Annotated in this window: 15 protein-coding genes; 12 read left to right on the top strand and 3 right to left on the bottom strand. The window is 61.2% G+C overall.

The genetic code is table 11. From position 1 onward, the window contains the following. The 5 genes from lepB (at position 1) to pdxJ (ending at position 4,160) form a co-directional block, all read left to right on the top strand. Complete coding sequence (gene lepB, locus ACF2JD_RS14400; RefSeq protein WP_042648729.1) at positions 1-924, top strand: signal peptidase I; 924 nt, start codon at positions 1-3, stop codon at positions 922-924. Beyond that, positions 925-1,596, top strand: coding sequence for a ribonuclease III (rnc, locus tag ACF2JD_RS14405; protein ID WP_042648730.1), 672 nt, complete (start codon positions 925-927; stop codon positions 1,594-1,596). A gap of 58 nt (positions 1,597-1,654) precedes the next feature. Then, positions 1,655-2,560, top strand: a complete 906-nt coding sequence (era, locus tag ACF2JD_RS14410; RefSeq protein ID WP_139745764.1) for a GTPase Era — start codon at positions 1,655-1,657, stop codon at positions 2,558-2,560. A 14-nt stretch (positions 2,561-2,574) separates the two neighbouring features. After that, complete coding sequence (gene recO / locus ACF2JD_RS14415; RefSeq protein WP_042648732.1) at positions 2,575-3,282, top strand: DNA repair protein RecO; 708 nt, start codon at positions 2,575-2,577, stop codon at positions 3,280-3,282. 140 nt (positions 3,283-3,422) lie between these two features. Continuing rightward, complete coding sequence (pdxJ, locus tag ACF2JD_RS14420) at positions 3,423-4,160, top strand: pyridoxine 5'-phosphate synthase (RefSeq protein WP_042648733.1); 738 nt, start codon at positions 3,423-3,425, stop codon at positions 4,158-4,160. 64 nt (positions 4,161-4,224) lie between these two features. Here pdxJ and ACF2JD_RS14425 read toward each other — a convergent pair whose 3' ends face one another. The 3 genes from ACF2JD_RS14425 to barA form a co-directional block, all read right to left on the bottom strand. Beyond that, a complete protein-coding gene (locus ACF2JD_RS14425) occupies positions 4,225-5,139 on the bottom strand; it encodes an N-acetylmuramoyl-L-alanine amidase (protein ID WP_440987658.1) in 915 nt (304 codons plus the stop codon). Positions 5,140-5,180: 41 nt separating this feature from the next. Beyond that, on the bottom strand, positions 5,181-5,666 hold the full coding sequence (locus ACF2JD_RS14430) for a YehS family protein (protein ID WP_025328253.1): 486 nt from the start codon (positions 5,664-5,666) through the stop codon (positions 5,181-5,183). A 63-nt stretch (positions 5,667-5,729) separates the two neighbouring features. Beyond that, complete coding sequence (barA, locus tag ACF2JD_RS14435; RefSeq protein WP_168235803.1) at positions 5,730-8,450, bottom strand: two-component sensor histidine kinase BarA; 2,721 nt, start codon at positions 8,448-8,450, stop codon at positions 5,730-5,732. Positions 8,451-8,722: 272 nt separating this feature from the next. On the opposite strand from barA, the gene rlmD reads away from it, so the two are divergent. From rlmD to ispD, 7 genes are all read left to right on the top strand, one after another. Continuing rightward, positions 8,723-10,045 (top strand): 23S rRNA (uracil(1939)-C(5))-methyltransferase RlmD, encoded by a 1,323-nt coding sequence (gene rlmD, locus ACF2JD_RS14440; protein WP_440987659.1) that lies wholly within the window; start codon positions 8,723-8,725, stop codon positions 10,043-10,045. A 253-nt stretch (positions 10,046-10,298) separates the two neighbouring features. Continuing rightward, positions 10,299-12,509 carry a GTP diphosphokinase gene (gene relA / locus ACF2JD_RS14445; protein WP_025328250.1) on the top strand — a complete coding sequence of 737 codons (2,211 nt, stop codon included), beginning with the start codon at positions 10,299-10,301 and terminating at the stop codon, positions 12,507-12,509. A gap of 74 nt (positions 12,510-12,583) precedes the next feature. Next, positions 12,584-13,381 (top strand): nucleoside triphosphate pyrophosphohydrolase, encoded by a 798-nt coding sequence (mazG, locus tag ACF2JD_RS14450; protein ID WP_440987660.1) that lies wholly within the window; start codon positions 12,584-12,586, stop codon positions 13,379-13,381. 141 nt (positions 13,382-13,522) lie between these two features. Next, positions 13,523-15,160 (top strand): glutamine hydrolyzing CTP synthase, encoded by a 1,638-nt coding sequence (gene pyrG / locus ACF2JD_RS14455; RefSeq protein ID WP_106885832.1) that lies wholly within the window; start codon positions 13,523-13,525, stop codon positions 15,158-15,160. Positions 15,161-15,249: 89 nt separating this feature from the next. Continuing rightward, the gene (gene eno / locus ACF2JD_RS14460; protein WP_025328247.1) at positions 15,250-16,548 is read left to right on the top strand and encodes a phosphopyruvate hydratase; all 1,299 of its coding nucleotides are present in this window, start codon (positions 15,250-15,252) and stop codon (positions 16,546-16,548) included. Between the two features lie 288 nt (positions 16,549-16,836). Then, complete coding sequence (gene ftsB / locus ACF2JD_RS14465; RefSeq protein ID WP_106885834.1) at positions 16,837-17,154, top strand: cell division protein FtsB; 318 nt, start codon at positions 16,837-16,839, stop codon at positions 17,152-17,154. Next, the gene (gene ispD / locus ACF2JD_RS14470) at positions 17,147-17,857 is read left to right on the top strand and encodes a 2-C-methyl-D-erythritol 4-phosphate cytidylyltransferase (RefSeq protein ID WP_440987661.1); all 711 of its coding nucleotides are present in this window, start codon (positions 17,147-17,149) and stop codon (positions 17,855-17,857) included. Before ftsB ends, ispD begins: the two co-directional genes overlap by 8 nt. Positions 17,858-17,921: the final 64 nt, after the last annotated feature.

Here is a 17,921-nt window from a genome sequence, read left to right on the forward strand (position 1 = left end):
ATGGCAAGCACCTTTTCCCTGATCCTGGCCATAGTCACTCTGCTGACCGGCATCATCTGGACAGTCGACAAGCTGGTATGGTCCAAGCAACGGGCGGCCAAGATTGCGGCCGCCCGTGCCAACGCCGGCTCGAACATCGATGAGAAGACGCTGGCTAAGGTGGCTCCCATGCCGGTCTGGATCGAGCAGACCGGTGGTGTCTTCCCGGTCATAGCGCTGGTGCTGATCCTGCGTTCCTTCATCTTCGAGCCGTTCCAGATCCCGTCTGGTTCCATGATGCCCACCCTGCTGGTGGGCGACTTCATCCTGGTGGAGAAGTTCGCCTACGGCCTGCGTGATCCCGTGACCAACACCAAGTTCCTCGAGACGGGTTCTCCCGAGCGTGGCGATGTGGTGGTGTTCAAGTATCCGCTGGATACCCGGGTGGACTACATCAAGCGGGTGGTCGGCATGCCCGGCGATCGGGTGATCTATCGCAACAAGGAGCTGATGATCCGGCCCAAGTGCGAGGAGCAGGAAGGGAAAACGTGCCCGGGCTTCAAGAAGCTCGACGTCAAGTTCGAGCAACGGGGGGAGTTCAGCCAGATGGGGATCCCGCTGGATCGCTACACAGAGCAGCTGGGCACAGTTTCTCACGAGACCCTGCGTAACCCCCTGATGCCGGACCTGGTGGACCGCTACTATCGCCAGCCCGGTACCTACCCGGATGAGTGGGTGGTGCCGGAAGGCCACTATTTCGTGATGGGTGACAACCGTGACAACAGTACCGACAGTCGTTTCTGGGGCTTCGTGCCCGAGCAGAACCTGGTGGGCAAGGCGGTTGCCATCTGGATCAGTTTCGAATTTGAGCGCGAGGAAGGATCCAGCTTGCCAAGCTGGGTGCCGACCGGTGTGCGCTTCAACCGCATTGGCGGAATCAAGTAAATGAATATCAAGATGAACAGACTGCAGTCCCGTCTCGGGCATGTCTTTCAGGATCAAGAGCTGCTGACCCGGGCGCTGACCCACCGCAGCGCCGGTTCCCGTCACAACGAGCGACTGGAATTTCTGGGGGACTCCATCCTGAGTCTGGTGATTGCCGATGACCTCTTCCACCGCTTCCCGCAAGCGGCGGAAGGGGATCTCAGCCGGATGCGCGCCACCCTGGTGCGGGAGAAGACCCTGGCCGAACTCGGCCGGGAGTTCGACCTCGGGGATCACCTGATCCTGGGGCCCGGCGAACTGAAAAGCGGCGGGTTCCGTCGCGAGTCTATCCTGGCCGACACTGTCGAGGCGGTGATCGGCGCCGTCTATCTGGATACCGATCTGGAGCGGGTGCGGACTCTGTTGCTCGGCTGGTACGCCAGCCGCCTGGACGAGATAAAACCAGGCATAGAGCAGAAGGATCCCAAGACCCGGCTGCAGGAAATTTTGCAGGGAAGCCGCAAATCCCTGCCGACTTACACAGTGACCAACGTCAAGGGCGAAGCCCACAACCAGGAGTTCACCGTCCAGTGTGACGTGGATGGCCTGGATGGTCCGCTGGTCGGGGTCGGCACCAGCCGCCGCAAGGCCGAACAGGCCGCAGCGCAGCAAGCACTGGAAAGACTGTCATGACTGCTATTGATGCAAGAGGCCGCGGTCTTTCAACACAACAGGCACTGGAAAAACTGTCATGACGGATACAGATACCACTTACTGCGGCTTTGTCGCCATCGTGGGCCGCCCCAATGTGGGCAAGTCCACCCTGCTCAACAAGCTGCTTGGCCAGAAGGTCAGCATCACCTCGAAGAAACCCCAGACCACCCGTCACCGGATTTTGGGGATAGACACCGAGGAGAACCATCAGACCATCTATGTGGATACCCCGGGTCTGCACATCGAAGAGAAGCGGGCCATCAACCGCCTGATGAACCGTGCCGCCACCAGTTCCCTGGGTGATGTGGCCATGGTGGTCTTCATGGTCGACGGTACCCACTGGACCAAGGACGACGAGATGGTGCTCGGCAAGTTGCGCCACCTGCCTTGCCCCGTGGTGCTGGCGGTCAACAAGGTAGACAACGTCAAAGAGAAAGAAGATCTGTTGCCCCACCTGGAGTGGCTGGGTCAGCAGATGAACTTTGCCCACATACTGCCCATCAGTGCCGAGAAGGGCACCAATGTGGAGAAGATCCGCGAGTGGGCCAAGGATCTGCTGCCGGAGAACAACTTCTTCTTCCCGGAAGATTACGTGACCGACCGCTCGTCCCGCTTCATGGCCTCAGAGATCATCCGCGAGAAGCTGATGCGTTTCACCGGCGAGGAGTTGCCCTACTCGGTGACGGTGGAGATCGAGCGCTTCAAGGTGGAAGAGAACGGCCTCTACCACATCCACGGCCTCATCCTGGTGGAGCGCGATGGCCAGAAGAAGATGGTCATCGGCAACAAGGGCGAAAAGATCAAGACCATAGGTACCGAAGCTCGCCTCGACATGGAACGCCTGTTCCAGAACAAGGTGCACCTGGAGCTCTGGGTCAAGGTCAAGTCCGGCTGGGCCGATGACGAGCGCGCCCTGCGCAGTCTTGGCTACGGTGACGATTAAGTGGCGCTGACTGATTGCTGAACCCGGCTTTCGTCATCCACAGTCGGCCCTATCGGGAGACCAGTCAGCTGGTCGAGGTCTTCACCCAGGATAGCGGCCGATTTACCCTGGTGGCTCGCGGTTCTCGCGGGCCACGCTCCCCTCTGAAGGGGCTGCTGCAACCCTTCACCCTGCTCACCATGAGCTGGCGTGGCAAGGGGGATCTCAAGAACCTCGCCCAGGTCGAATGCCCGGATCACTCCCTGCGACTCGGTGGCGATCGCCTCTTCTACGGTCTCTATCTCAACGAGCTGGTCTACTACCTGCTCGAAGCCCATACCCCCTTCCCCGAGGTGTTCGATGCCTATGCCCGTGCTCTGATGGCGCTGGCGGACGGCGAGACGCCAGAGCTGCCCCTGCGCCGCTTCGAGTTCCTGCTGTTGCAGGCTCTTGGCTATGCGGTGGACTTCGAATATGCCGCCGACGACGACTCCCCGATCCAGCCCGAGCTGCTCTACGGCTTCGAGCGGGAGCTAGGCTTTGTCGCTTGCGAGCGGGCGCCGGATCCCCGTACCCTGTTCCTCGGCGCCCACCTGCTGGCCTTCGCCGAGGGGCGCTTCGATACCCCTCCCTTGCTGCAGGCGGCCAAGCGTTTCAGCAGGCTGGCGCTGCAGCCCTATCTGGGTAAACGCCAGTTAAAGAGCCGGGAGTTGTTTTTAAAACGCCGGAATAGCTTGGGTTAACCGCTCTGCGGCGTTACCTGACACGGTAAGAATGTTACCTACGTCCGATTACGCTGCGCTAATCGAACCTACGAGCTGATATACGGATATTCGCGCGGTAGCCGCGCAGTCAACAGATGAAGAGTTTCAAGGAGTCCTCAATGAGTGAAATCTATCTGGGTGTGAACATCGACCATATCGCCACTCTGCGTAACGCCCGCGGCACCCAGTATCCCGATCCTGTCCAGGCCGCCTTCGTGGCCGAGCAGGCCGGTGCCGATGGCATTACAGTGCACCTGCGCGAAGATCGCCGCCACATCACCGACCGCGACGTGGAGATACTGCGCCAGACCATCCAGACCAGGATGAACCTGGAGATGGCGGTGACCGAGGAGATGATCGGTATTGCCTGTCGCATCAAACCCCAGTTCGTCTGCCTGGTACCGGAGAAGCGCACCGAGGTGACCACAGAGGGCGGCCTGGATGTGGCCGGTCAGCTCGACAAGATCACCGATGCGGTGACCCGCCTTGCGGCCGTCGGTGCCCAGGTGTCGCTCTTCATCGACGCCGACCCCATCCAGATAGATGCGGCCGCCGAGAGTGGTGCCCCCTTCATCGAGATCCACACCGGTCGCTATGCCGATGCCACCACGGATGCGGAGCGCAACGCCGAGTTCAAGCGCATCGCTGCCGGCGCCTCCTATGCCGCTGGCAAGGGGCTTAAGGTCAATGCCGGCCACGGCCTGCACTACCACAACGTCAAGGCCATCGCCGCCATTCCCGAGCTCTATGAGCTCAATATCGGCCACGCCATCATAGGCCGTGCCGCCTTCGACGGTCTGGCCAAGGCGGTCAGTGACATGCGCCTGCTGATGCAGGAAGCCCGTCAGGGGATCTGATGCCGGTCTGCCTGCATTGCACAAACAAGGGACGCCTCGGCGTCCCTTGTTGTTTTCGGGGGGCTCAGCCCGGCTCGGGGAAATAGCGCTCCAGCAGGGCCATGAGGATGGCCTGGCACTCGGCATCCGGCTCCCCGGTGATCAATGCGGGGCGGAAATGGAGCTGGAATGCGCGCAGGACGGCGCGGCTCTGCTCATCCCAGGCGGCACTTGGGGCTACCCCATATCCGTAGCGGGCGAGCTGTTGCTGCCATTGCTGCGCATCCCAGACGGGGAGTGGCGCCTGGCGTAGTTCGGCCACTCTGGCCTCGTCTGGCCAGGCGCCGACGCCATGGTGCAGGGCCAGCTCGCGCCAGGGGAAGTGGGGGCCGGGATCCTGCTTGCGTTCGGGGGCTATGTCGCTGTGGGCCAGCACCTGGGTGGGGGGGATCTGGTAGCGATCGACCAGATCCCGGGCCAGAGCGCCGAGAGCGGCTATCTGGGCCCGGGTATAGGGTTGCCAGCGCCTCAGGTGGGCAGGCAGGGATTCGTCTTCCGTGGGATAACCCAGATTGACTATCTCAATGCCCAGCGAGCTGGCGTTGAGCCCGGCATACTGATGCCAGCGGCTGCGACCGGCGTGCCAGGCGCGTTGGCTGTCGGGCACCAGCTGGTAAACGAGGAGCGGGCGTTGCTCGGTGTCGCGGGGGATCAGGTAGTGGGCACTCACCTTGTGTTCGGGTTTGGTCAGCAGGCGCAGGGAGCGGGCGTCCTCCTCGTCGGTGTAGTGGAGGATCAGAAAAGCGATGCGCTCATTCTGGTTGGCACTGACATGACGGGTGGAGAGCTGATAAGGCGCCGGTTGGCAGGCGCCGAGCCCCAGCAGCAGGCAGAGTGACAGCAGTATGGTGCGGCATCTCTCTGGCCAGGGGGAAACAAGGGATGGCCAGCGCGGCCTGCCGCCCAGGCGGAATGACGGGGGGCAGGTGCGCTGGCCCATGGCTCAGGCGCGCTGTCTGAGGGTGACGTGCGCGCGCGGGCTCATGGCTCTGACCTGTACTTGGCGGTGAGGCCGATGAGGAAGTTGCGCAGGATCTGATCCCCGCAATCCTGGTAGTGCTTGTGATCCTTGGCGCGGAACAGGGCGCTCAGCTCGGACTTGGAGAGGTTGAAGTTGGCGAGCTTGAGGGTGCCCAGCATGTCTTCTTCCTTGTAGTCGAGGCCGATGCGCAGCTTGCGCAGGATCAGGTTGTTGTTGATCCGGTTCGGGATCACCTGGGGCGGGGCATTTTCCCGCACACCGCGACGCACGGCGATGAAGCCGTCGAGGAACTGGCTCAGGGCCGAGTCCGGGCAGGCGGCATAGCCTGCTTCCTGCTCTTCCCCTTCCGCGGCCTCTTTCAGCAACCAGCTGTGGAGCTGGGCGTGATCGACGGTCAGGTTGCCCTTGGCAAACATCTCGACCATCTGATCGTTGCTGATGGTGAGGGCGTAGCGCAGGCGGCGCAGAATATCGTTGTTGGTCATGTTGACTCCTGTGGAAACGGCGCGATTTTACCATCTGCGGGCCCCGCAGTCAGAAAAAGCGCCTCACTCGGCCAGGGAGAGGTAGCGGGGGGCCTCCCGCCGCACCTGCTCCAGGGCATCTTGCAGCTCCAGCAGCTCGGGTTCGAGCTCGCTGACGGGCACGCCGTCGCGCAGTTGCTGCTCGAGCTGGGAGAGCAGGCGTTGCAGGCCGGGCACCCCCGAGTAGGCGCAGCCGCCGTTGAGGCGATGGAGCTGGGCCAGCACCTCGGCATCCTCCACCCCGCCCGCCAGCGCCTCGTCCAGCATGGGCTCCACCTCGTCGAAGCTGGCCAGCAGCATGGTCAGCATCTCCTTGGCGAGTTCCGGCTTGCCCGCCGCCTGGCGCACCGCCAGGGTCCAGTCTATCTGCTGATCCCCCTGGTTCTGGTGGCGCCTGTGGGCGAAGTCGGTGATGAGCTGCGCCAGCATGCCCTCGTCGATGGGCTTGGCTAGGTAGTCGTCCATGCCCTGGCGGATCAGGCGCTCCCGCTCGCCCGGGATGGCATGGGCGGTGACCGCGACTATGGGGGTCTCGGTGTTGAGGGAGTGATGGCGGATCGCCTGGGTGGCGCTGATGCCATCCATGATGGGCATCTGTATATCCATGAAGATGATGTCGAACGGCTGGCTCTGGGCCAGGTTGACCGCCTCCTTGCCGTTCTTGCACACCACCACCTCGGTCACCATCTCCTTGAGCATGGCGGCGATGAGCTTGAGGTTGGCGGCGTTGTCATCCACCGCCAGCACCTTGACGGCCTGTACCCGGTGAGGTGTCGGCGCGGGCAGCGGCGTGCGCCTGGCCGCCTCGGGGGAGAGCAGGGCGTGCAGCAGCTTGCGGTGGTTGATGGGCTTGGAGAGGCAGTGGGCGGCGCCATGGGCCAGCATGGCGTCATAGAGCGCCGGCTCGTGGCTGCTGAGCAGCACTATGGTGTTCTGTTGCCCGCTGAGGCCATCGAGACGGGTGATCACCTGCTGCGGGGTGTGCAGTGTGCTGCTGCCGATGATCACCATGTCCTGGCTGCCCATCTCAGGCCAGTCGTCGGTCATGGTCAGGGACTGCACGTCCAGCTGCCATTCGGCCAGCAGGGCGAGCAGGGAGGCGTGAGTGAAGGGATCCGGCTCCAGCAGCCAGACCCGCTTGCCCAGGATGCGATCCAGCGGCAGCCGCTCGGTCTGGGGCAGGGGAGAGACATCCAGCTCCAGGTTGAAGGAGAAGACGGAGCCCTTGCCAAGCTCGGATTCGAAGCGGATCTGGCCTCCCATCTGCTGCACCAGTTTCTGGGTGATGACGAGGCCAAGCCCGGTGCCGCCATAGCGGCGGGAGATGGAGGAGTCGGCCTGATTGAAGGCCTGGAACAGCTGGCGTTGCTGCTCTTCCGAGATGCCGATGCCGGTATCCCGGATGAGGACCCGCAGGCGTACCTTGCTGCCGTTGGGGGCACCGGTCTGCTCGACGCGCACATCGACGTTGCCGCGCTCGGTGAACTTGATGGCGTTGCCGGCGAGGTTGGTCAGCACCTGTTGCAGGCGCATGGGGTCGCCGGTGAGGTAGTCCGGCACGGCGGCGTCCACCTGCAAGGAGAGCTCGAGCTGCTTGTCGTGGGCACTCGGCCCCAGCAGGTGCATGGTCTCGTTGAGGGTGTCCCGCAGGCTGAACGGTATATGCTCGAGCTGCAGCTTGCCCGCCTCCAGCTTGGAGAAGTCGAGGATGTCGTTGATGATGCCAAGCAGGTTGCGCGCCGACTTCTCTATGGTCTGCATGTAGTCGGTCTGGCTCGGGGTCAGGCTGGTCTTGAGCAGCTGGCGGGTGAAGCCGATGACGCCGTTGAGCGGGGTGCGCAGCTCGTGGGACATGTTGGCCAGAAACTCGGATTTGACCCGTGCCGCCTCTTGCGCCCGTTTCTTCGCCATGTCGAGCTCGACGTTCTGGATCTCTATTTGTTCAAGCGTCTCTCGCAGATCCGAGGTCGCCTGATCGATGTTCTGCTGCATCTCCTCATGGTATTCGGAGAGCGCCTTGGCCATGGCGTTGATGCCGTTCTTCAGCATGTCCAGCTCGCCGGTGAGCTGGCCGCTGACCCGGGTATCGAGGCGCCCCTCCCTGATCCTGTGCACCGCCTGCACCATATCGGTGATGGGCTGGGTCACGCTCTTGACCAGGCGGAAGCCGAACAGGGTACTGATGGCGAGACCGATGAGCACTATGATCACCGCGAAGAAGGCGTCGCGATACTGCAGGACTATGGCCCTGTCGGTGGCAAGCTGCATGGAGATGTAGCCGATGACCGGCGGCTCCAGATCGCTCGGCAGGGGGAAGCCGTCCAGGCTGGTCTCGGCCTGGATGGGGGTGCGCAATATGATGTCATCGCCGTTGAAGGTGACGCTGGTCAGGGCCGGGATGGCGCTGCCGTCCGGCAGGCGCAGCTGGCTGAAGTCCCTGTGGTAGTTGGAGGTGACGAACAGCTGGTTGTCCTGGGTGAAGACGGCGATGGACTTGATGAAGGGGGAGTTCTTGCGATGGGTCAGCCCTATCAGCCGCTTGAGGGATTCGCGACTGTGCTGGGTCATGCCGTATTCACTGGCGATGGCCAGGGGCTCTATGATGTTGATGCCCTGATCGATCAGGTTGTTTTCCAGCTGATGGTAGCGGTGGAAGGTAAAGTAACCGGCGATCAGGCCGCCGATGATCAGGGTTGGCAATATGGTAAATGCCAGTACACGGGCTCTGAGGCCGTACTTGGTCATGCTGATAAACCGCCGGCAAACATGATGAAGACCATGGCCCCGGGGGCCTGTGGGCGCAGGGGGAGGGCTGGCAATACAGTCGATGTCACCGTAAGGGCGCTCAGGCCGTATCCTGTCATATCAATGGGCCACTTATGGTCAGATTGGTCAATGGGGCAGAGGCCGCAGCTCGGGCCCTCAGGCCGCATTTGGTCATACTATTATTCTTGTGGGACAATGGCCTGCTGCAGATTCCACAATCATGACATAGCCACCTATAGGCACCAAGTTTTATGGCCCAGTTTTTCAAGCCCCAAAAGAAATCCACCCAGCCCCAACGTATTGAATTTACGATAGACAGTCTGGACCACCACTGTGTCGGTGTCGGCCGTCATCAGGGCAAGGCCATCTTCGTCGAAGGGGCACTCCCCGGTGAGCTGATCAAGGCTCGCATCGTCGATGACAAGAAGCACTATGCCCACGCCGCCCTGCAACAGATAGTGACCCCGGCGGCCAATCGCATCGATCCCTTCTGCCCCCATTATCGCGAGTGCGGAGGTTGCAGTGCCCAGCACCTCGGCGAAGCGGATCAGCAGGCGGTCAAGGAGGCCGGGCTGGTCAGCCTGTTCGAGCGCCTTGGCAACATCAAGGCGCCGGCGCTCGAGCCCGTGCTCAAGGGGGAGTCCCGCGCCTACCGCCGGGTCTGCCGTCTCGCCATCAAGTTTGACAAGAACGGTCGCTGCACCCGGGTGGGCTTCCGTCGCCGTCAATCCAATGACCTGGTGGAGGTGGCGGGCTGCCCCGTGTTGGCCGATCCCCTCTCTGCTCTCATCATCCCCCTGCGCGAGTGCCTCAATCGCTTGAAGAGCCAGCGCGAGCTGGGGCATGCGGAGCTCATCCAGGCCGAACAGGGCATCATGATGTTGCTGCGCCACACTGGTCGCCCCAACGAGGCGGATCGCGCCCTGCTGGTGGCGTTTGCCGAGGCCCAGGGGATAGACCTCTACCTTCAGGCGGCGGATGAGCGCATCGAACCCCTGCGCCAACAATTTCAGCCGAGCTACACCCTCGATGGCCTGTCTCTTGCATTCGCCCCTGGCGACTTCATTCAGGTCAATGGCCCCATCAACCAGAGCATGGTGACCCAGGCGCTGGCGTGGCTGGGAGCGACCAAGGACGACAAGGTGCTGGATCTGTTCTGCGGCATCGGCAACTTCACCCTGCCGCTGGCCCGTCAGGCCCGTGAAGTGGTGGGGGTAGAGGGAGAGCTCGCCATGGTGGCCCGTGCCGAGGAGAATGCCCGGCGCAACGGCATCGACAACGCCCGTTTCTACAAGGCGGACTTGAGCGGCGACATAGTCGGCATGTCCTGGGCGCGGGAAGGCTTCGATCTGGTGCTGCTGGATCCGGCCCGGCCAGGGGCGCTGGAAGTCATGAGCCACGTGGCGGCACTTTCGCCCAAGCGGGTGGTCTATGTTTCCTGTAACCCTGTCACCCTGGCCCGGGACAGCCAGGTGCTGGTGAAGGGGGGTTATCGACTGGCCCGTCTGGGGATGCTGGACATGTTCCCCCACACCGGCCACCTGGAGTCCATGGCGCTGTTTGAACGGGATTGAGCAGGCTGTTTTCAGATTGCCGGGGCTGCGTTTTGTCGGCCTTCCGATGCCGGTAGCGCTGTTTGAGCAGGGGTGATTAGGGTAATCTAGATCTGCAAAAATGGACCTGATGTGCGAGAGAAACCTGTTGCCGGGATCGGCAACATGCCTTGAAAACTCTTTCGCGCATCCCCATTTGAGGCAGTCATCAGCTGATGAGGGGATGGCAGAAAGCATCGGCTTTCCCGGCCCCACAATTTTAAGGATTGATACCATGGTTGCGGTGCGCGAAATTCATTTGAAAGACAATTTCACTCTGGAAGAGTGGGTCAGCTCCCTCTCCTTAAGTGAAAGTGACAAGAATCAACTGCGAACCGTCTACCAGTATTGTCTGACGCTTGGCGACGAGGCGCTCACCAGCCGCCTGCTGGTGCGTGGGGTCGAGATGGTGGGCATACTGCTGATGCTCAGCATGGATCTCGCCACCCTCAAGTCGGCCATTCTCTATCCCTTCGTCGAAGCCGGTCTCATCAAGCAGGAGAAGGTGAACGAAGACTTCGGCCCCAAGATCGCCAAGCTGGTGGAAGGGGTGCTGGAGATGGAGGCCATCCGCTCCCTGCAGACCCTGCACCGCAGCGAGACCTCGCCGGAGCAGGTGGACAACGTGCGCCGCATGTTGCTCGCCATGGTGGAGGATGTGCGCGCCGTCGTCATCAAGCTGGCGGAGCGGATCGCCTGCCTGCGGGAGGCCAAGCTGGCGGATGAGGAGACCCGGGTGCTGATGGCCCAGGAGATCACCAACATCTATGCGCCCCTTGCCAACCGCCTCGGTATAGGTCAGCTCAAGTGGGAGCTCGAAGATCTCGCCTTCCGTTACCTGCACCCGGATACCTACAAGCAGATCGCCAAGCAGCTCGACGAGAAACGACTCGATCGGGAGCGCTACATCCGCGAGTTCGTGCAGTCCCTTCGCGATGCGCTGGCGGAGGCCGGGGTCGAGGCCGAAGTCTACGGCCGCCCGAAACACATCTACAGCATCTGGCGCAAGATGCAGAAGAAGCACCTCGAATTCAACGAGCTGTTCGACGTGCGCGCGGTGCGGGTGATCACCAAGCGGCTGCAGGATTGCTATGCGGCGCTCGGCATAGTTCACACCCATTTCCACCACATTCCCCGCGAGTTTGACGACTATGTCGCCAACCCCAAGCCCAATGGCTACCAGTCCATCCACACAGTGGTGGTGGGGGAGGAGGGGAAGACGGTGGAGATCCAGATCCGCACCGAGCAGATGCATCAGGATGCCGAACTCGGCGTCGCGGCTCACTGGCGCTACAAGGAAGGGGCTCAGGCCGCCGCCAAGACCAGTACCTTCGAAGACAAGATCGAGTGGCTGCGCAAGCTCCTCGCCTGGCAGGAGGATCTCTCCGAGAGCGGCTCTTTGCTGGACGATCTGCGCAGTCAGGTGTTCGAGGACAGAGTCTATGTGTTCACCCCCAAGGGGGACGTCATCGACCTGCCGGCGGGGGCCACTCCGCTCGATTTCGCCTATCACGTTCACAGCATGATCGGCCACCGCTGCATCGGGACCAAGGTGGATGGCCGCATAGTGCCCTTTACCTACACGCTGCAGACTGGCGATCAGGTGGAGGTGATCACCCAGAAGGAACCGAACCCGAGCCGGGACTGGATGAACCCCAATGCGGGTTTCCTGCGCTCCAGCCGGGCGCGGGCCAAGGTGGCGACCTGGTTCAGAAAGCTGGATCGGGACAAGAACATTGCCGCCGGCAAGGAGCTGCTGGAGAAGGAGCTGGACAGGCACAACCTGACCCTCTCCAAGGTGGACAAGGTGGTGCTGGAACGCTTCCATGCGGAGGAGCTGGAGGATCTGCTGGCCGGGATCGGCAGCGGCGATATCCGCATCAACCAGCTGCTCAACTACCTCGACACTCGTTACAACAAGCCGACGGCGGAGGAAGAAGACCGCCGCCTGCTGGAGAAGCTGGAGCAGAAGGCCAATGCGCCCTTCCGTCCCAAGGCCAAGGATCACATCGTAGTGGAAGGGGTCGGCAATCTGATGACCCACATTGCCCGCTGCTGCCAGCCCATCCCGGGGGACTCCATCCAGGGCTTCATCACCATGGGCCGCGGCGTCTCCATTCACCGGGAAGATTGCGAACAGCTGAAAGAGCTCTCTCGCCGCAATCCGGAGCGACTGATCGATGCGGTCTGGGGGGAGAACTACTCCGGCGGCTATGGTCTCACCATTCGCATCCTCTCCAACGACAGATCCGGCCTGCTGCGGGACATCACCACAGTGCTGGCCAACGAGAAGATCAACGTCATGGGGGTGCGCTCGCGCTCCAACGTGCGCGAGCAGACCGCCGAGATCGACATGGAGCTGGAGATCTACAACATCAACGCCTTCAACCGGGCCTTGGCCAAGCTCAGCCAGCTCAACGACGTGATCAGCGCCAAGCGCCTCTGATACCCCATAAAAAGTGACCGGCCTCCGTGGCCGGTCCTGTTTTAACCCTTTCAACGAAGTGAAGCGACCCTCTCATGTCCCAACGTTACGACCTCCCTCAATTGCTCGACATCATGGCTCAGTTGCGCTCCCCGGACGGGGGCTGCCCCTGGGATCTCAAGCAGAGCTTCCAGACCATAGTGCCCCACACCCTGGAGGAGGCCTACGAAGTGGCCGATGCCATCGAGACCCAGGATTGGGAAGGATTGAAGGGTGAACTGGGCGATCTGCTGTTCCAGGTGGTCTTCTACGCCCAGCTTGGCAAGGAGCAGGGACTGTTCGATTTTGCCGATATCGTCGATGCGGTGAGCGAGAAGCTCATTCGCCGCCACCCTCATGTGTTCTCCGAGGCGGACTTCGGTGACGAGCAGGCGGTCAAGGTGAACTGGGAGGCGGAGAAGGCCAAGGAGCGTGCGGCCCTCGATAAAGAGAGCGTGCTGGACGACATCCCCCTCTCGCTGCCGGCCCTGACCCGCGCCGCCAAGATCCAGAAGCGCTGCGCCACCGTCGGCTTCGACTGGAAGACCCTCGGGCCTGTGGTGGACAAGATCCACGAGGAGATCGAGGAGGTGATGGAAGAGGCGCTGATGGTCGACGTGGACGAAGAGAGGGTGAGTGACGAGCTTGGGGATCTGCTGTTTGCCACCGTCAACCTGGTGCGCCATCTGGGCAAGGATCCAGAGCAGGTGCTGCGGGGCGCCAACGCCAAGTTCGAACGCCGCTTTCGTCAGGTTGAGCAGTTTATTGCTGCGGAGGGCTTGAAAATGACCGATTGCACCCTGGAGAAGCTGGATGCAGCCTGGGGTCGGGCCAAGGAAACCGAGCAAAGTTGATTTGGCGCAAGACGAGGGGGCGGCGAGCCTGATAGATTTTTGTTCATTGTTTGGGAGAGGGGGTTTTGGTATACTGTTTCCCCGTCCTGCTTCATCCCCGAAGCACCCCTTAAAATTCCCTAAACTTCTTTCAGGTTCAGCATGACGACAAAATATATTTTTGTAACTGGTGGCGTTGTTTCATCCCTCGGCAAAGGCATTGCCGCAGCTTCTCTGGCAGCCATTCTGGAAGCCCGTGGTCTGGATGTGACCATCATGAAACTGGACCCCTATATCAACGTGGATCCGGGCACCATGAGCCCGACCCAGCACGGTGAAGTGTTCGTAACCGAGGACGGGGCCGAGACCGATCTGGATCTGGGCCATTACGAGCGTTTCATCCGCACCAAGATGACCCGTCGCAACAACTTCACCACCGGCCGCATCTATGCCGACGTGCTGCGCAAAGAGCGTCGTGGTGACTATCTGGGCGCCACCATCCAGGTCATCCCGCACATCACCAACGCCATCAAGGAGCGGGTGATTGCCGGCGCCGAAGGCCATCAGGTGGCCATAGTCGAAGTGGGCGGTACAGTGGGCGACATCGAGTCCCTGCCGTTCCTCGAAGCCATTCGTCAGCTGGCTGCCGAAGTGAGCCGCGACAATGCCATGTTCATGCACCTGACCCTGGTTCCTTACCTGGCCGCTGCCGGTGAAGTGAAGACCAAGCCGACCCAGCACTCCGTCAAAGAGCTGCTCTCCATCGGGATCCAGCCGGACGTGCTGATCTGCCGCTCCGATCGCGCCATTCCGGCCAACGAGCGTGCCAAGATCGCCCTGTTCTGCAACGTGCCGGAGCGCGCCGTCATCTCCATGAAGGACGTCGACTCCATCTACAAGATCCCGGCGCTGCTGAAGTCCCAGAATCTGGATGACTACTTCATCGCCCGTTTCGGCCTGGAGTGCAAGGAAGCTGACTTGTCCGAGTGGGAACAGGTGGTCTATGAAGAGGCCAACCCGACCGCAGAAGTGACCATCGGCATGGTCGGCAAGTATGTTTCCCTGCCGGATGCCTACAAGTCCGTCAACGAGGCGCTCAAGCACGGCGGCCTGAAGACCCGTCTCTCCGTCAACATCAAGTTCATCGACTCCCAGGACATCGAGACCCGTGGCTCCGAGCTGCTGGAAGGTCTGGACGCTATCCTGGTACCGGGTGGCTTCGGTGAGCGTGGCGTGGAAGGCAAGATCCTGGCCGCCCAGTATGCCCGTGAGAACAAGATCCCTTACCTGGGTATCTGCCTGGGGATGCAGGTTGCCATGATCGAGTTCGCTCGCAACGTGGCTGGCATGACAGGGGCTCACTCCTCCGAATTCAAGAAAGATTGCGCCTACCCGGTTGTTGGCCTCATCACCGAATGGGTGGATGAAGAAGGCAACGTCGAGACCCGCACCGAGAAATCCGATCTGGGCGGCACCATGCGTCTGGGTTCCCAGCTCTGCCACCTGGTAGAAGGCTCCAAGGTGCGCCAGATGTACGGCACCCCGACCATTTACGAGCGTCACCGTCACCGTTATGAGGTGAACAACAAGCTGCTGCCGCAGATCGAAGCGGCAGGCTTGAAGGTCACCGGTCTCTCCGCCGACAAGAAGCTGGTGGAAATTATCGAGATTCCGGATCACCCTTGGTTCGTGGCGGCGCAGTTCCACCCGGAGTTCACCTCGACTCCCCGTGATGGCCACGCCCTGTTCGCCGGTTTTGTGAAGGCGGCAGGCGAGTATCAGAAGCGTAATTTGAAGTAATTGAAAATAAATGCGGTTGGGGCTCTGTGCCGCAGCCGCTTTTTTTGGCATATTTTTGTTGTTTTTTTACGAAACCTGAGGAAATACACATGTCCAAGATCGTTAAAGTGATCGGTCGTGAAATCATCGACTCCCGTGGTAACCCGACCGTTGAGGCCGAAGTTCACCTGGAAGGTGGTTTTGTTGGTATGGCAGCCGCTCCGTCTGGCGCGTCCACCGGTTCCCGCGAAGCGCTGGAACTGCGTGACGGCGACAAGAGCCGTTTCCTGGGTAAAGGCGTGCTGAAAGCCATCGAAGCTGTTAACGGCCCGATCGCTCAGGCTCTGCTGGGTAAAGATGCCAAGGACCAGGCCGCTATTGACCAGATCATGATCGACCTCGACGGTACCGAGAACAAATCCAAGTTCGGCGCCAACGCCATCCTGGCCGTTTCCCTGGCTAACGCCAAAGCCGCTGCTGCTGCCAAGGGCCTGCCGCTGTACGCCCACATCGCCGAGCTGAACGGCACCCCGGGTGTCTACTCCATGCCGCTGCCGATGATGAACATCATCAACGGTGGTGAGCACGCCGACAACAACGTCGACATCCAGGAGTTCATGATCCAGCCGGTTGGCGCCAAGACCCTGAAAGAAGCCATCCGCATGGGTGCCGAGGTCTTCCACAACCTGGCCAAGGTACTGAAGTCCAAGGGCTACGCCACTGCAGTGGGCGACGAAGGCGGTTTCGCACCTAACCTGAAGTCCAACGCCGAAGCGCTGGAAGTGATCGCCGAAGCCGTTGCCGCTGCCGGTTACAAGCTGGGCACCGACATCACCCTGGCCATGGACTGCGCCGCTTCCGAGTTCTACGACGCAGAGAAGAAAGAGTACAACCTGAAGGGCGAAGGCCGTATCTTCACCTCCAACGAGTTCTCCGACTACCTGGCCGACCTGACCACCAAGTTCCCGATCGTCTCCATCGAAGATGGCCTGGACGAATCTGACTGGGAAGGCTTCGCCTACCAGACTGCTGAACTGGGCAAGAAAATCCAGATCGTGGGTGACGACCTGTTCGTAACCAACACCAAGATCCTGAAGCGCGGCATCGACAACGGTATCGCCAACTCCATCCTGATCAAGTTCAACCAGATCGGTTCCCTGACCGAAACTCTGGCTGCCATCAAGATGGCCAAGGACGCTGGCTACACCGCCGTCATCTCCCACCGCTCCGGTGAGACCGAAGACGCGACCATCGCCGACCTGGCCGTGGGTACCGCTGCTGGCCAGATCAAGACCGGTTCCATGAGCCGTTCTGACCGTGTTGCCAAGTACAACCAGCTGATCCGTATCGAAGAAGCCCTGGGTGCCAAGGCTCCGTTCCGCGGCCTGAAAGAAGTAAAAGGCCAGTAATTACTGCCTGCAATTCTTAAGCTGTTGAAAAGCCCCGCCACGCTGGCGGGGCTTTTTTATATCCGTCGTCCCCCAATTGTCAGGCCAGCCCCTGATCGGCGGCGGTTTTCGTGTGGTTACCGCCAACCGGGCGCCAAGGCCGTCCCTCCTGGGGATAGCGCGGTTTTTTGACTCTCGTCTGCGGGACCCCGCCATCTTTTTTATTCCCCCGGCCCGTCTGGCACACCGGCTTTCTTTTGTCTTGCCTGCGAATATGGGAAACTAGGCCGCTTGAAGGAGACTCAGTGCATGCGGCTACTCACTCTTATCCTGCTCCTCCTCTTGGGAGGGCTGCAATATGACTTCTGGCTGGGGAAAAACGGCCTATCCGATTATCGGGAGCTCTCCAATGCCATCGAGCGGCAACAGCAGGACAATCTGGTTCTCAAGGACCGCAACAACCTGATTTACCGGGAGATCGACGATCTGACCTCGGGCCTTGAGGCCATCGAGGAGCTGTCGCGTAACGATCTTGGCTACATCAAGCAGGGCGAGACCTTCTACCGGATCATTCCCAAAGACAAAGACCAAGTAACGGAGCCGGACGGCGTCCCCTACGATGACTGATTGCCACAGCGGGCTGACCGCCATAGTTCCGGCCGCCGGTATCGGCAGCCGCATGGGGGCAGACTGCCCCAAGCAGTACCTGACACTGGCAGGGAAGACCATCCTGGAGCATACGCTCGGCTGTTTGCTGTCCCACCCGGCCATAGCCCGGGTGATAGTGGCGCTGGCGCCGCACGATGAGTGGTTCGAACAACTGGCCATGGCGGCCGACCCGCGCATTCTGCGGGTCGAGGGAGGAATCGAGCGCGCCTATTCGGTGCTCAACGCCCTGCATGTGGCACATGGGAAGTGGGTGCTGGTACACGATGCCGCCCGTCCCTGCCTCTGCCACAGCGATCTCGACAAGCTGATCACGACAGCCATGGCGTGCGATGGGGCCATCCTCGGCAGTCGGGTGCGGGACACCATGAAACGCACCGACGGGGCAGGCAACATAGTGGCCACCGTCGAGCGCGAACAGCTCTGGCATGCCCTGACGCCGCAGATGTTCCCCACCGGCACCCTGAAACGGGCGCTGGAGGAGGGGCTGGCACTGGGGGCCCTCATCACAGACGAAGCCTCCGCCATGGAGCGCGCCGGTTTTACCGTGAAGATGGTGGAGGGGCGTGCCGACAACATCAAGGTGACCCGACCGGAAGATCTCTCCCTGGCCGAGCTCTTTTTACAACAACAGAGTGCGCGCCAGCAGGCGCGACCCGATTGACCCGCAGAGGGGCCCGCATGATCCGCATTGGACATGGTTTTGATGAGACAGATTTCTGTGTATT

It is taken from the genome of Aeromonas ichthyocola, assembly GCF_046087985.1.
Lineage (GTDB): Bacteria > Pseudomonadota > Gammaproteobacteria > Enterobacterales > Aeromonadaceae > Aeromonas > Aeromonas rivipollensis.

Excerpts from the sequence above, each read along its gene's own strand:
- mazG (WP_440987660.1), top strand. The coding sequence starts at position 12,584 with ATGTCCCAACGTTACGACCTCCCTCAATTGCTCGACATCATGGCTCAG.
- rnc (WP_042648730.1), top strand. The coding sequence starts at position 925 with ATGAATATCAAGATGAACAGACTGCAGTCCCGTCTCGGGCATGTCTTT.
- era (WP_139745764.1), top strand. The coding sequence starts at position 1,655 with ATGACGGATACAGATACCACTTACTGCGGCTTTGTCGCCATCGTGGGC.
- barA (WP_168235803.1), bottom strand. The coding sequence starts at position 8,450 with ATGACCAAGTACGGCCTCAGAGCCCGTGTACTGGCATTTACCATATTG.
- rlmD (WP_440987659.1), top strand. The coding sequence starts at position 8,723 with ATGGCCCAGTTTTTCAAGCCCCAAAAGAAATCCACCCAGCCCCAACGT.
- ACF2JD_RS14430 (WP_025328253.1), bottom strand. The coding sequence starts at position 5,666 with ATGACCAACAACGATATTCTGCGCCGCCTGCGCTACGCCCTCACCATC.
- pdxJ (WP_042648733.1), top strand. The coding sequence starts at position 3,423 with ATGAGTGAAATCTATCTGGGTGTGAACATCGACCATATCGCCACTCTG.
- lepB (WP_042648729.1), top strand. The coding sequence starts at position 1 with ATGGCAAGCACCTTTTCCCTGATCCTGGCCATAGTCACTCTGCTGACC.
- ftsB (WP_106885834.1), top strand. The coding sequence starts at position 16,837 with ATGCGGCTACTCACTCTTATCCTGCTCCTCCTCTTGGGAGGGCTGCAA.
- ispD (WP_440987661.1), top strand. The coding sequence starts at position 17,147 with ATGACTGATTGCCACAGCGGGCTGACCGCCATAGTTCCGGCCGCCGGT.
- relA (WP_025328250.1), top strand. The coding sequence starts at position 10,299 with ATGGTTGCGGTGCGCGAAATTCATTTGAAAGACAATTTCACTCTGGAA.
- pyrG (WP_106885832.1), top strand. The coding sequence starts at position 13,523 with ATGACGACAAAATATATTTTTGTAACTGGTGGCGTTGTTTCATCCCTC.
- ACF2JD_RS14425 (WP_440987658.1), bottom strand. The coding sequence starts at position 5,139 with ATGGGCCAGCGCACCTGCCCCCCGTCATTCCGCCTGGGCGGCAGGCCG.
- eno (WP_025328247.1), top strand. The coding sequence starts at position 15,250 with ATGTCCAAGATCGTTAAAGTGATCGGTCGTGAAATCATCGACTCCCGT.